We start from the raw sequence: 13273 nt of genomic DNA on the forward strand, positions 1-13273 counted from the left end.
CTCCGTCGCACCGTCGCTGGCGGGGCATCCGCCGCACCTGGCCGATGTACCTCGCGGTCGCCCCGTTCTTCATCCTGTTCCTCGTCTTCGGGCTCTACCCGACGATGTACTCGCTCGTCCTCTCGTTCCAGGACTGGAACGGGCTCGGTGACCCGACGTGGGTCGGTCTCGAGAACTTCCAGAAGCTCTTCACCGACCCGACCTTCTACCTGTCGATCCGGAACACGTTCGTCATCTTCGCGCTGTCGACGTTCCCGATGCTCGTCATCGCGATCGTCATCGCGGCGATGCTGAACAGCGCCGTCCGGTACAGCACGGCCTTCCGGATCGCCTACTTCATCCCGAACATCACCTCGGTGGTGGCGATGGCGGTGCTGTTCGGGTCGATCTTCGGCCAGAACTTCGGTCTCGCGAACACGCTCCTGCACGCGATCGGTCTGCCGGCGGTGCCGTGGTTGAGCACCCCGTTCGGCATCCAGGTCACGGTCTCCCTGCTCATCACGTACCAGTGGACGGGCTACAACGCGATCATCTTCCTCGCCGGCATGCAGTCCATCGGCGGCGAGGTCTACGAGGCCGCGAAGATCGACGGCGCCGGCGCCTTCCGCAGCTTCTTCTCGATCACGCTGCCACTGCTGCGCCCCACGGTCATCTTCGTGCTCGTCGTCAGCACGATCACCGGCCTGCAGAGCTTCACCGAGGCACAGGTCCTCACCACCACCGCCGGTTCGACGAACAGCGGCGGCGCCGGTCAGGGCGGCCTGACGATGGTCCTGTACTTCTACCAGCAGGCCTTCGGGTTCAACCGCTTCGGCTACGGGGCGGCGATCGCCTGGGGCGTGTTCCTCATCGTCGTCGTGTTCACGATCATCAGCTGGCGCTTCACTGCCGGCCGGAAAGAGGAGGCACGCGCGTGAGTGTCCTGACCCGTCCGACCACGGCCGCCCCGACCCGGAACGCGACCGTCACTCGTCGCCGCCGCAAGGGTCCCGGTGCTCCGCGCGTCGTGCTCTACACGCTGCTCACGATCGGCGCGGTCATCTCGATCTTCCCGCTCTACTGGCTGTTCGTCATGGCGAGCAACACCACCAGCGACATCTACAAGTCGCCGCCGGTGTTCGTGCCGGGGCCCTGGTTGTTCCAGAACATCGGCGAGGTCTTCGACAAGATCGACTTCGGCGGTGCCCTGCTCAACACCGTCATCGTGTCGGTGAGCGTCACCGTCCTGGTGCTCTTCTTCGACTCGCTCGCCGCGTTCACCTTCGCGAAGTTCGACTTCCCGCTCCGGAAGACCCTCTTCACGGTCGTGCTCGTGACCTTCATGCTCCCGATGCAGCTGTCGATCATCCCGCAGTTCATCACCATGACGAACCTCGGCTGGGTCGGTCACCTGCAGGCCCTGATCGTGCCGGCCGCCGCGAACGCCTTCGGCATCTTCTGGCTCCGGCAGTACATCCTGTCGAGCATCCCGGACGAACTCATGGACGCCGCCGTGATCGACGGCGCCGGGTTCTTCCGCCAGTGGTGGACGGTCTGCATCCCGCTCATCCGTCCGGGTCTCGGGTTCCTCGGGATCTTCACGTTCATCGGCTCGTGGAACGACTACCTCTGGCCGCTCATCGTGCTGAACGACCCGAACCACCTGACCCTGCAGGTCGCGATGGCCCAGCTCAACACGACCTTCGCGAACAACTACAGCATGGTGATGGCCGGTGCGCTGCTGTCCGTGCTCCCGCTCCTGGTCGTCTTCCTCATCGGCGCCCGCCAGTTCATCGGCGACATCGCCAAGGGCGCGATCAAGTGACGGCACCGGGCGCGGTCGGACCCCTCGGGACCACCGACCCCGGGTCCCGGACACGCCTGGCGCCGCGCGCGCGGGTGCGGTCGGACGCCCGGACGCTCTCGCTCGACGGGACCTGGCGGTTCCGGCTGCACGACCGGGTGCCTCGCGACGAGGTCGACGGCGTCCCGCCGTTCGCGCGCGGGGACGCACACGCCGACGCGCACGCGGCGTCCGACTGGACCGACCTGCCGGTCCCCTCGCACTGGGCCCTGCACGGGCACGGATCGCCCTGGTACACGAACATCCGGTACCCGTTCCCGGTCGACCCGCCGCACGTGCCGGACGCGAACCCCACCGGCGACCACGTCCGGACGTTCGAGCTGCCGGAGTGGTGGCCCGTCGACGGGCGGACCGTCCTGCGGCTGGACGGCGCCGAGTCGCTCGCACGGGTGTGGGTGAACGGAGCCGCCGTCGGCTGGTCGACGGGCAGTCGGCTGGCCGTCGAGTACGACGTCACCGACCACCTCCGCCCCGGCACGAACGCCGTCGCGCTGCGCGTGGTGCAGTGGTCGCAGGGCAGCTACCTCGAGGACCAGGACCAGTGGTGGCTCCCAGGGGTCTTCCGGTCGGTCACCCTCGAGCACCGGCCGCTCCACGGCCTCGACGACGTCTTCGTGGTCGCCGACCGCGACCCGTCGACGGGTCGCGGCACACTCGTCGTCGAGACGACCACCACCGCCCCGGAGGTCACCGTCCGCCTCGCCGAGGTCGGCCTGGAGGCGCGGGTCGACCCCGCCACGCCGGCCCGGCTGGACGTCGGTCCGGTCGACCCCTGGTCGGCGGAGACACCCCGGCTCTACGACCTGGTCGTGGCCACGCGGACCGAGACGGTCCGCCTGAGCGTCGGGTTCCGTCGGGTCGAGGTCGTCGGCGACCGACTGCTCGCGAACGGCGTGCCCCTGGTGTTCCACGGGGTGAACCGGCACGAGACGCACCCGGACCTCGGTCGCGTCTTCGACGAGGCGGTGGTCCGCGCCGACCTGTCGCTCATGAAGCAGCACGGCGTGCAGGCCATCCGCACCGCGCACCAGCCGCCGCACCCGCGCTTCCTCGAGCTCGCCGACGAGTACGGCTTCTGGGTGGTGCTCGAGTGCGACCTCGAGACACACGGCTTCTGGGAGGTCGACTGGGTCGGCAACCCCTCGGCGGACCCCGCGTGGCGGGACGCCTACCTCGACCGCGTCCGGCGGACGGTGGAACGGGACAAGAACCACCCGTGCGTCGTCATGTGGTCGCTCGGCAACGAGTCCGGCACGGGCGCCAACCTCGCCGCGATGGCGGAGTGGATCCGCCGCCGGGACCCGTCGCGACCGATCCACTACGAGGGCGACACCGAGGGCGCGTACACGGACGTGTACTCACGGATGTACCCGACGCTCGAGGAGATCGACTCGGTGTGCGGGACCGTCACGATGCCCGTGCACGAGGTCGGTCCCGCTGCCGGAGCGCGGCAGCGCGCCAAGCCCTTCGTGCTGTGCGAGTACGGGCACGCGATGGGCAACGGACCGGGGGCGCTCGCCGACTACCAGGACCGCTTCGACCGCTGGCCGCGGCTGCACGGCGGCTTCGTCTGGGAGTGGCGGGACCACGGGATCCGGACGCGGACCCCGGACGGCGTCGAGTACTTCGGTCACGGCGGCGACTTCGGCGAACCCGTGCACGACGGTGTCTTCGTGATGGACGGGCTCGTGCTGTCCGACGGGACGGCGACCCCGGCGCTCGCGGACCTCGCGGCGCTCTGGGCGCCGGTGCGGTTCACCCGCGAGGGCTCGTCGCTGACCGTCCGCAACGTCCGCCGTCACGTCGACACGGCGGACCTCGCCGTGCACTGGGAGCTCGCGGTCGACGGACGGGTGGTCGACGGCGGCACGCTGGACGTGCCGACGGTCCTGCCCGGCCACGAGGCCACCGTGGCCCTGCCGAGCGACGCGATCGCCCCCCGGCGCGGCCGCGAGGCGCACCTCACCTTCCGCGCGGTCCTCCGGCACGACACGGTGTGGGCCGGTCGCGGGCACGTGCTGGCACGGCAACAGCTCGCCGTCGCGGCCCTGCCGCCCGTGGCCGGCCCGTCCGGCGGATCCGCCCGGCCCGTCGGTGCCGTCTTCGACGACGACGGGACGCTCCGCGCGTGGTCGGGGATCCCGATCCGGGCGATCGAGCCGGAACTGTGGCGCGCCCCGACGGAGAACGACCGGGCCGCGGGGCAGGGGTCGTACGAGACGACGTGGCCGGAGCTCAGCGCGGGGCGGGGCGACGAATCCGTCCCGCCGTCGGCCGACCGTTGGCGGGTACGGGGACTCGACCGGCTCACCCACCGTGTCACGGCGCTCGAGCACGACGGCGACACCCTCGTGCAACGCGTCCGGTCGATGCCGGCGGGCAGCGCGTCCGGCATCGACTCCGAGTTCCGGTGGACGGGCGACGGGGACGACCTCCGCCTGCGGTGGAGCGTCACCCCGACTGGAGCGTGGGACTGCACCTGGCCGCGGATCGGTCTGCACCTCGAGCTCGACGCCGACCTCGCCGACCGGGTGTCGTGGTGGGGGACCGGGCCGCACGAGTCCTACCCGGACGCACGGAACGGTGCCGTGGTCGGCCGCTTCGAGCGATCCGTCGACGACCTCGTGGTGCGGTACGCCCGGCCGCAGGAGACCGGCCACCGACCTGGGCTACGTGAACTCGCGGTCGGGCCGCTCGTCGTCGTCGCCCACGAGCGCGCCGGGGCGGACCTGCCGGGGTTCCAGCTCGCACGGCACAGCGCCCAGCAGTGGGACGCCGCCGAGCACCCGCACGAGCTCCCCGTGTCCGACCTGCTGCACCTGTACCTCGACGCGGCGCAGCACGGCCTGGGGTCCCGAGCGTGCGGTCCGGACGTGCTGCCCCGCCACGCCCTGTGGCCCCGGCAGGTCGCGCTCGAACTCGTCCTGCGCGCCACGCCCGGCCGTTCGCCGGATCCCGCGCTCCGCTGAGGACGGTGCGCGGACGTCGCCGAGATCGCCTACCATTCGAACACACGTTCGAACCAGGAGGTCGAGGATGATGCTCACGCACGAGGTCGCCACGGTGTGGTGGGAGCAGGGCGTGCCGGACCGGATGGTGTGGCGGGAGCGCCGCTGGCGGGTGTCCGACACCCCGACGCGCCTGACGGCGACGGCGGAGTACCTGCCGTCGGCGATGACGCACGCGCCGGAGCGCACGGTCGGGTGGCGGTTCCAGGCGAGCTCGGGTGACGAGGCCGTGGTGGTCGACATCGCCCCCGACGGCGACGGCTGGGTGGTCGCGCGGACCTGGCGCTGACGGTCGTCTACGCGCTGCCGCGCCAGACCACCTCGGTCGGCAGGACGAACCCGCGCGGGGTGTCGTCCGTCCCGGCGATCTGCTCGAGGACCTGCTGGGCCGCGTGCTCGCCGAGGGTGCGGGCCGGCTGCCGCACGGTCGAGAGCGGCGGGTCGCAGCGGAGCGCCCACGCGCTGTCGTCGAAGCCCACCACGCCGACGTCGCCCGGCACGGACCGGCCGGCCCGCTGCAGGACGTCCATCGCCCCGGCGGCGACGGCGTCGGACGCAGCGAACACCCCGTCGACGTCCGGTGCCCGCTCGAGGAGCTCACGCATGCCCTCGACGCCGGCGGTGTAGCTGAAGAGCGGGTTCCGCGCGACCAGTCCGGGGTCGAAGCGGTCGCCGAGCGCGGCGGTGAACCCGGCGAGGCGGTCCTGGCCGGAGTCGCGGTCGAGCCCCGACGCGAGCATGCCGATGCGTCGCCGGCCGGTGTCGACGAGTCGCCGGGTGATCGCCTCGGCCGCGGAGCGGTTGTCGATGCCGATCCACGAGGTGTTCGGCGCGTCGGACGGGTGCCCGACGAAGCACGCCGGCAGTCCGATCTGCTCGATGGCGCGCGTCACCGGGTCGCCGTCGCGGGCGGAGAGCACGATCGCACCGTCGACGAAGCCGCCGCGCAGGTACTCGACGACGCGTTCGTTGTCGCGGGCGGAGTCGACCATGATCGTCACGAGCTGCTGGTCGGCCTCGGACAGGACGGCGTTCGTGCCGATGAGGATGTTGCCGATGTTCGGGTCGTCGAGCACCTGGACGCTCGGTTCGTGCACGATGAGCGCCACGGCGCCCGATCGTCGGGTGACGAGGCTGCGGGCCGCGGCACTGCGGACGTAGCCGACCCGGCGGACGGCGTCCTGGACGGCTTCGCGGGCCTTCGGCGACACGTACGGTTCGTCGTTGAGGACGCGGGAGACGGTGCCGCGGGAGAGTCCGGCCTCGTCCGCGACGTCCTGGATCGTGGCGCGGGAGCGGGCGGACCGGACGTCGGACATGCGGCAACGATAGCGGCTCGCCGCCCGCGGATCGGCGGCCGACGGGCGTCGAACCACGATCGCGACGTCGAACCGGGCGTCGACGCTGGTTCGACGTCGGAAGCCTGGTTCGACGCGGTCGTGTTGACACGGACCGAATTCTGTTGTTCACTCTGGGAGCGCTCCCAGAACCATCCCGCCCCGATCGGCTGGTGCGGACTGGGAGCGCTCCCAGAACATGGGTGACCTTCGCCGTCGAAGGGGTCGTTCGCGACCGGGACGGTGCAGCGCCGCCCCGATCAGCGAGGAACCGACGTGACCACCACCACCCAGCCGACCGTCGCCACCGGCGCGCTCGGGCTCGGCTCGACCGGCCTGGCGTTCGGGTGCGACTACAACCCCGAGCAGTGGGACCCCGAGGTCTGGGTCGAGGACGTCCGGCTCATGCGCGAGGCCGGCGTGAACCTCGTCGCGATCAACGTCTTCGGCTGGTCGCACGTCGAGCCGCGCCGGGGCGAGTACGACTTCGCCGCGCTCGACCGCGTCATCGACCTGCTGCACGGCGCCGGGATCGGCGTCGACCTCGGCACCGGGACGGCCTCGACCCCGCCGTGGCTCACCACCGCCCACCCCGAGGTCCTGCCGGTCGTGGCCGACGGCACGACCCGCTGGCCCGGCGGACGCCAGGCGTTCTGCCCGAGCTCCCCGGTCTACCGCGAGCACGCCCTCGCCCTCGTCCGCGCCACCGCCGAGCGCTACGGCGACCACCCCGCGGTCCGGCTCTGGCACGTCTCGAACGAGCTCGGCTGCCACAACGCGCACTGCTACTGCGACGTCTCCGCCGAGGCCTTCCGCGGCTGGCTCCGGAACCGGTACGGCACCGTCGAGGAGCTGAACGCCGCCTGGGGCACGTCCTTCTGGAGCCAGCGCTACTCCGCGTGGGACCAGGTCCTGCCGCCGCGGGCGACGCTGTCCTTCACGAACCCCGGCCAGACGCTCGACTTCGACCGGTTCTCGTCCGACGAACTGCTCGCGCACCACCGCGCCGAGGCCGAGGTCCTGCGCGGCCTGAGCGACAAGCCCGTCACGACGAACTTCATGGTCGCGGCGCACATCACGGCGCTCGACTACTGGTCGTGGGCCGCGGACATGGACGTCATCGCGAACGACCACTACCTCGACCACCGACTGCCCCGACCGCACGTCGAGCTCGCGTTCGCCGCGGACACCACCCGCGGGCTCGCCGGCGGAGCGCCCTGGCTGCTCATGGAGCACTCGACGGGCGCCGTGAACTGGCAGCCGTACAACGTCGCGAAGGCGCCGGGGGAGATGCTCCGGAACACCGTGGCGCACATCGCCCGTGGGGCCGACGGCGTCTGCTTCTTCCAGTGGCGCGCGTCGGTGCAGGGCAGCGAGAAGTTCCACTCCGCACTCCTGCCGCACGCGGGCACCGACTCCCGCACCTGGCGCGACGTCGTGGACCTCGGCGCCCTCGTCGAGCGGCTCGGCGAGCTCCGCGGGTCCCGCGTCGTCGCCGACGTGGCGCTCGTCTTCAGCTGGGAGAACCAGTGGGCGGCCGACCTGGAGGCGCACCCCAGCACCGCGCTCCGCTACCTCGAGCAGGTCCACGCGTTCCACGCCGCGCTGTGGGACCTCGGCGTGACCGTCGACGTCGTGGCACCCGGCGCGTCCCTCGACGGCTACGCCGTCGTCCTCGTGCCGGAGCTGTACATGGTGCGTGACGAGCACGCCGCGGTCGTCGCGGACCACGTCGCCCGCGGTGGGCACGCGGTCGTCACCTTCTTCAGCGGGATCGTCGACGAGCGCGACCGTGTCCGGACCGGCGGCTACCCCGGTGCGTTCCGCGACCTGCTCGGCGTGCGCGTGGACGAGTTCCTCCCGCTCGGCGCCGGCCAGACCCTCGCGCTCACCGACGGCACCCGGGCGCACACCTGGTCCGAGCCGGTCTCGTTGCACGGTGCCGAGCCCGTCACGGCCTACGCCGAGGGGCCGCTCGCCGGGTCGCCCGCCGTGACCCGCAACGCGCACGGCGCGGGCAGCGCCTGGTACGTGTCGACCGTCCTCGAGGACGCCGCGCGCACCGAGCTGCTCCGCCGGGTCCTCGCCGAGGCCGGTGTCGCACCGGACCCCGCCGCCCGACCCGGCCTCGAGGTCGTCCGCCGCCTGGACGACCAGCACGAGTGGGTGTTCCTGCTCAACCACTCCGACCAGCCCGTCGAGCACCACGAGGCGGGCCACGAGCTCGTCGCCGACCGCCCCGTCGCCGGCACCACGACCATCGCCCCCGGTGGCACCCAGATCATCCGCACGGACAGGAAGCGTTCATGACCACCACAGCCCAGCGACCCCGGGTCGCCCGACGTCCACGCGGCGGGGGCTTCCGGTACCGCCGCGCCATCGCGGTCTTCGTCACGCCGTTCGCGGTGCTCTTCACCGCGTTCTACCTCGTCCCGATCCTCTACGCGGTGTGGCAGTCGCTGCAGAAGATCGAGCGCCAGGGCACGTTCGGCGCCCCCACGCAGGTGTTCGGTGGACTGAGCCAGTACGTGCTCGTGTTCCAGAACAGCGAGTTCTGGGGCTCGGTCCTGCGTGTCCTGCTCTTCGGCGTCGTCCAGGTGCCGGTGATGCTCGCCCTCGCCCTGGTGTTCGCACTCCTGCTCGACTCGCCGCTGCTGCGCGGGAAGCGGTTCTTCCGCCTGGCGTTCTTCGCGCCGTACGCCGTGCCCGGTGTCATCGCCGCGATCATGTGGGGCTACCTCTACGCGCCGAACCTCTCGCCCTTCTCGGCCGTCACGTCGAAGGTCGACCTCCTCGGTTCCGGGACCGTCCTCTGGGCCGTCGCGAACGTGGTCACCTGGGTCTACGTCGGCTACAACATGCTCATCATCTACTCGTCGCTCCTCGCGATCCCGACCGAGATCTACGAGGCGGCGAAGCTCGACGGGGCGTCCCAGTTCCGGATCGCCTGGTCGATCAAGATCCCGATGGTGGTCCCGGCGATCGTGCTCACCGCGGTCTTCTCGGTCATCGGCACCCTGCAGCTCCTCACCGAGCCGACCGTGTTCCGCCAGTTCACCTCGACGATCTCGTCGACCTTCACGCCGAACATGCTCGTCTACTCGACCTCGTCGGTGCCCAACTTCAACCTCGCCGCCGCGTTCTCCGTGGTCCTCGCGGTCGCGACGTTCGTCCTGTCGATCGGGTTCCTCCGACTGACCCAGCGGAAGGGTGACCAGTGACCGTCAACGCACCGAGCCGACGCGACGCCGTGCGGAACGCCGGCCGACCGCTCGAGCCGAACCGCGCCTCCAGGCCCCTGCAGCCCGGCGCACGCGGGCCGCGCGAGAGCGTCATCTCGCGGAGCGCCGCGATGCTCGTCATGGGCGTCTTCACGATCTACTTCCTGCTGCCGATCTTCTGGCTGTTCGTCTCGTCGACCAAGACGACCGCGAACTTCAACACCACGTTCTCGCTGTGGTTCAGCGCGTCGTCGGTGCAGGACTTCATCACGAACCTCGGCGACCTGTTCACCCGGCAGGACGGCGTCTACGTGCGCTGGATGCTCAACAGCATCGCCTACGCCGGGGTGGCCGGGCTCATCGGGACCGTCCTGTCGGCGATGTGCGGCTACGCCCTGGCGAAGTACCGGTTCCGCGGACGCGAGGTGCTCTTCAACGTGTTCCTCGGCGGCGTCCTCGTGCCGGCGACCGCGCTGGCCCTGCCGCTGTTCCTCATCTTCAGCCAGGTCGACCTGACGGACACGTTCTGGTCGGTGTTCCTGCCGAGCATCGTCAGCCCGTTCGGCGTCTACCTGTCGCGGCTGTTCGCAGCGTCGAGTGTGCCCGACGAGATCATCGAGGCCGCCCGCATCGACGGCTCCGGCGAGGTCCGGACGTTCTTCACCGTGGCCGTCCGGCTCATGTCGCCGGCGCTCGTGACGATCTTCCTGTTCCAGTTCGTCGCGATCTGGAACAACTTCTTCCTGCCGCTCGTGATGCTCCGCGACTCGTCGCTGTTCCCCGTCACACTCGGCCTCTACACGTGGAACTCGAGCGTGAACCAGTACCCCGACCTCCGCACCCTCGTGCTCATCGGGTCGTTCGTCTCGATCATCCCGCTCCTCGTCGCCTTCCTCTCCCTGCAGCGCTTCTGGCGGTCCGGCCTCGGCGCCGGCGGCCTGAAGTAGCCCGCCCGCGCGCGGCCGCCCGGCCCGACCGGCCCGGGCGGGCGCCCGGCCCGCCCCCCACCCGCACCACCGACCCCACTCACATCCCGAACGGAAACAGCATGAAGACAACGAAGTTCCTCAGCGTCGCCGCCGTCGCGGTCGCCGCGACCGTCGCCCTCGCGGGCTGCAGCACCGGTGGCAGCGGCTCGGGTGGCGGTTCCGACACCGCCGCCGCGAGCTGCAAGCCGTCGAGCGGCAAGGTCACCCTCGACTTCACCACCTGGGTGCCGAACATGGACAAGGTCGTGGACATCTGGAACAAGGCCCACCCGGACATCCAGGTGAAGGTCTCGATCGTCGCGAACGGCAACAGCGGCACGTACCAGAACTTCTTCAACCAGCTCAAGGCCAAGCAGGCTCCGGACATCGGGCAGGTCGAGTACGACACGCTGCCGGCCTTCCGCGTGCAGGGCGGCCTCGAGGACATCGGTGCGTGCTCCGGCATCAGCGCCGCGAAGAAGGACTTCTCGGACGGCCTGTGGAACCAGGTCACGTTCGGCGAGTCGAAGTCGGTCTACGCCGTGCCGCAGGACTCCGGTCCGATGGCGCTGTACTACCGCAAGGACCTCTTCGAGAAGGCCGGGCTCGACGTCCCGAAGACCTGGGAGGAGTACGCCCAGGACGCCGTGAAGATCAAGGCGATGGGCGGCAACATCACGAACTTCGCCAAGGGTGACGTCAACCAGTTCGCCGGGCTCGTCTCGCAGGCCGGCGGCCAGTGGTTCTCCAACTCCGGCTCGGACTGGACGGTGAACCTGACCGACAGTGCGTCGAAGAAGGTCGCGGACTACTGGCAGGACCTCATCGACAAGAAGCTCGTGAACACCCTGCCGAGCTTCACCGACCAGTGGAACAGCGCCTACGACAAGGGCCAGGACTGGACCTGGGTCTCGGCCGTCTGGGGTGCGAACACCATCTCGAGCGGTGCGCCGTCGACCTCGGGCAAGTGGGCCGTCGCGCCGATGCCGCAGTGGTCCGAGGGTGACTCGAAGTCGGCCGCCTGGGGCGGTTCGTCGAACGTCGTCTTCGCGGGCAGCAAGCACCCGGCCGAGGCGTCGGAGTTCCTCGTCTGGCTGAACACCTCGAAGGAGGCGCTCGCCGCGCTGAACAAGGAGGCGAACCTCTACCCCGCGTCGTCCACCGGCGCTGAGCTCCCCGCCCTCACCGAGGGGCTCCCGTTCTACGGCAACCAGAAGATCTACGAGGAGTTCGCGACCGCGGCGAAGGACATCCAGCCCTTCACCTGGGGTCCGACGATGACGCAGACCTACTCGGACGTGTCGGACGGCTTCGGCCAGGCGGCCTCCGGGCAGGGGACCCTCCTCGACGCGCTCGAGTCGGGGCAGTCCAAGACGGTCGCGGCGCTCAAGGCGCAGTCGATCCCGGTCAAGGAGTGATGCCGGCGGTCTGATGCGCCCACGCGCACGACGACGGACGGGAGGCGGGGGGCCCGCGGCCACGGCGCCTCCCGTTCGTCGTGCGGTCGCGCCCCGGGTCGCGACCGGGTGCGCGATCAGGGCTCGACGTCGCCGGCCCGTTGGTAGAGCGCCGTGGCCAGGTCGCTCAGCACCGCGAGTGCGGCGCCGCCGTGTGCCGCGTCGACCTCGCGGAGGACCTCGGCGTAGCGGCGTCGGTGGTCCTGGACGACGGCCTCGCCGTCGGGCAGCAGCCGCAGCAGCGAGCCACGGCGGTCGTCGGGGTTCGGTGCTCGCTCGAGCAGGCCGGCGTTCGTCATCCGGTCGATCATGTTCGTGACCGCGCCCGACGTCAGGCCGAGGTAGCCGGCGACCTCGGTCGGCGTGGAGTACCCCGTGTCACTCACGAGCACCAGGGCGCGGAGGGCGTTCTCGTGCACTCCGGCGCGGGCGCTCAGGCGGCCGACGAGGCTCGCGTTCGCGCGGACGACGGCCTCGAACGCCGCGATGAGGTCGGTCGGGTCACTGTCGGGTGCCGTGGGCACGGCGGTCCTCGCCTTCGGGTCGTGAGGGAGCGTCCCTCGCACTGGGGCCAGTATACGAGTGGTCAATTTGGTGAATGAGTGACTATCTTGATCATCGAAGCAAACGAACCCGAACGCGTTGCTCCACCCCATCCCTGATCACCACTCCGAAGAGGTTCCCGTGTCCGACAAGCTCCGCACCCCCGCACTGAAGCGGGTCCGATTCGCCCCCGTCGCACTCCTCGCGGGCATCTTCGCCGCCGTGCTGCTCTCCCTCTCGCTCACCGGCACCCTCTCCGGGTTCGCCGCGAGCATCACCAACAGCAGCAACACCGCCGCGAGCGGCACGCTGACGATGCAGGAGCAGAACGCCGGCGGCACCGTCACGTGCACGAGCACCGACGGCGGCTCGGTCTCGACGAACGCCGCGACCTGCTCGACCATCAACAAGTTCGGCGGCAGCACCACCATGACGCCGGGCAACACCGTCACCACCGCGATCTCGATCAAGAACACCGGGACCGCGAACGCCTCGACCTTCACGCTGACCCCCGGTGCCACCTGCACGCAGTCGGCGAACGGCTCGGTCAACGGCACCGCGACCGATCTCTGCGCGAAGATGAACCTCGTCATCACGTCCGGCTCGACCACGGTCTTCTCCGGCACGCTCGCCAGCTTCAAGGGCGCCGCCGCCTCGGCGTTCACGATGCCCGCAGCCCCCGCCGCCGGTGCGTCCGTGCCGTTCACCTTCGCCGTGACGCTCGACTCCTCGGCCGGCAACACCTACCAGGGCCTCGCCGCCTCCGTGCCGATGACCTGGACCTTCACCGCCTAGCCACCCCGACCGGGGGGGGGGGCCCCCCCCGCCCCCCCCCCCCCCCCCGGGGGCCCCCCCCCCCCCCCCCCCCCCCCCCCCCCCCCCCCCCCCCCCCCCCC

11 protein-coding genes are annotated in these 13273 nt (G+C 70.8%); 9 read left to right on the forward strand and 2 right to left on the reverse strand.

Annotated features, from left to right (window positions below; all coding sequences use genetic code 11):
- Nucleotides 1-44 precede the first annotated feature (44 nt).
- The 4 genes from ACNQOV_RS04765 (at nt 45) to ACNQOV_RS04780 (ending at nt 5140) form a co-directional block, all read left to right on the forward strand.
- Entirely contained in the window at nt 45-917 is an 873-nt protein-coding gene (locus ACNQOV_RS04765; protein ID WP_083857873.1) for a carbohydrate ABC transporter permease, read from the forward strand.
- Nucleotides 914-1804 carry a carbohydrate ABC transporter permease gene (locus tag ACNQOV_RS04770; protein ID WP_416393596.1) on the forward strand — a complete coding sequence of 297 codons (891 nt, stop codon included), beginning with the start codon at nt 914-916 and terminating at the stop codon, nt 1802-1804. The genes ACNQOV_RS04765 and ACNQOV_RS04770 overlap by 4 nt, the downstream gene beginning before the upstream one ends.
- Nucleotides 1801-4812 (forward strand): glycoside hydrolase family 2 TIM barrel-domain containing protein, encoded by a 3012-nt coding sequence (locus ACNQOV_RS04775; protein WP_416393597.1) that lies wholly within the window; start codon nt 1801-1803, stop codon nt 4810-4812. The genes ACNQOV_RS04770 and ACNQOV_RS04775 overlap by 4 nt, the downstream gene beginning before the upstream one ends.
- Nucleotides 4813-4879: 67 nt before the next feature.
- On the forward strand, nt 4880-5140 hold the full coding sequence (locus ACNQOV_RS04780; protein WP_402268696.1) for a hypothetical protein: 261 nt from the start codon (nt 4880-4882) through the stop codon (nt 5138-5140).
- A 7-nt stretch (nt 5141-5147) separates the two neighbouring features.
- Here the strand turns inward: ACNQOV_RS04780 and ACNQOV_RS04785 are convergent, their stop codons facing one another.
- On the reverse strand, nt 5148-6170 hold the full coding sequence (locus ACNQOV_RS04785) for a LacI family DNA-binding transcriptional regulator (RefSeq protein WP_402268699.1): 1023 nt from the start codon (nt 6168-6170) through the stop codon (nt 5148-5150).
- Between the two features lie 294 nt (nt 6171-6464).
- Between ACNQOV_RS04785 and ACNQOV_RS04790 the strand changes: the two genes are divergently transcribed.
- The 4 genes from ACNQOV_RS04790 (at nt 6465) to ACNQOV_RS04805 (ending at nt 11795) form a co-directional block, all read left to right on the forward strand.
- Nucleotides 6465-8498 carry a beta-galactosidase gene (locus ACNQOV_RS04790; RefSeq protein WP_022906101.1) on the forward strand — a complete coding sequence of 678 codons (2034 nt, stop codon included), beginning with the start codon at nt 6465-6467 and terminating at the stop codon, nt 8496-8498.
- Complete coding sequence (locus tag ACNQOV_RS04795; RefSeq protein ID WP_022906102.1) at nt 8495-9409, forward strand: carbohydrate ABC transporter permease; 915 nt, start codon at nt 8495-8497, stop codon at nt 9407-9409. Before ACNQOV_RS04790 ends, ACNQOV_RS04795 begins: the two co-directional genes overlap by 4 nt.
- Entirely contained in the window at nt 9406-10356 is a 951-nt protein-coding gene (locus ACNQOV_RS04800) for a carbohydrate ABC transporter permease (protein WP_022906103.1), read from the forward strand. The genes ACNQOV_RS04795 and ACNQOV_RS04800 overlap by 4 nt, the downstream gene beginning before the upstream one ends.
- A 101-nt stretch (nt 10357-10457) precedes the next feature.
- A complete protein-coding gene (locus tag ACNQOV_RS04805; protein ID WP_416393598.1) occupies nt 10458-11795 on the forward strand; it encodes an ABC transporter substrate-binding protein in 1338 nt (445 codons plus the stop codon).
- 116 nt (nt 11796-11911) lie between these two features.
- Here the strand turns inward: ACNQOV_RS04805 and ACNQOV_RS04810 are convergent, their stop codons facing one another.
- Nucleotides 11912-12358 carry a MarR family winged helix-turn-helix transcriptional regulator gene (locus tag ACNQOV_RS04810; RefSeq protein ID WP_022906105.1) on the reverse strand — a complete coding sequence of 149 codons (447 nt, stop codon included), beginning with the start codon at nt 12356-12358 and terminating at the stop codon, nt 11912-11914.
- 160 nt (nt 12359-12518) lie between these two features.
- Between ACNQOV_RS04810 and ACNQOV_RS04815 the strand changes: the two genes are divergently transcribed.
- Entirely contained in the window at nt 12519-13172 is a 654-nt protein-coding gene (locus tag ACNQOV_RS04815; protein WP_022906106.1) for a hypothetical protein, read from the forward strand.
- Nucleotides 13173-13273 lie beyond the last annotated feature (101 nt).

It is taken from the genome of Curtobacterium sp. LFS084 (assembly GCF_047977705.1).
Lineage (GTDB): Bacteria > Actinomycetota > Actinomycetes > Actinomycetales > Microbacteriaceae > Curtobacterium.

Coding starts and splice junctions, on each gene's coding strand:
- ACNQOV_RS04765 (WP_083857873.1), top strand. CDS start 45: ATGTACCTCGCGGTCGCCCCGTTCTTCATCCTGTTCCTCGTCTTCGGG.
- ACNQOV_RS04805 (WP_416393598.1), top strand. CDS start 10,458: ATGAAGACAACGAAGTTCCTCAGCGTCGCCGCCGTCGCGGTCGCCGCG.
- ACNQOV_RS04785 (WP_402268699.1), bottom strand. CDS start 6,170: ATGTCCGACGTCCGGTCCGCCCGCTCCCGCGCCACGATCCAGGACGTC.
- ACNQOV_RS04795 (WP_022906102.1), top strand. CDS start 8,495: ATGACCACCACAGCCCAGCGACCCCGGGTCGCCCGACGTCCACGCGGC.
- ACNQOV_RS04780 (WP_402268696.1), top strand. CDS start 4,880: ATGATGCTCACGCACGAGGTCGCCACGGTGTGGTGGGAGCAGGGCGTG.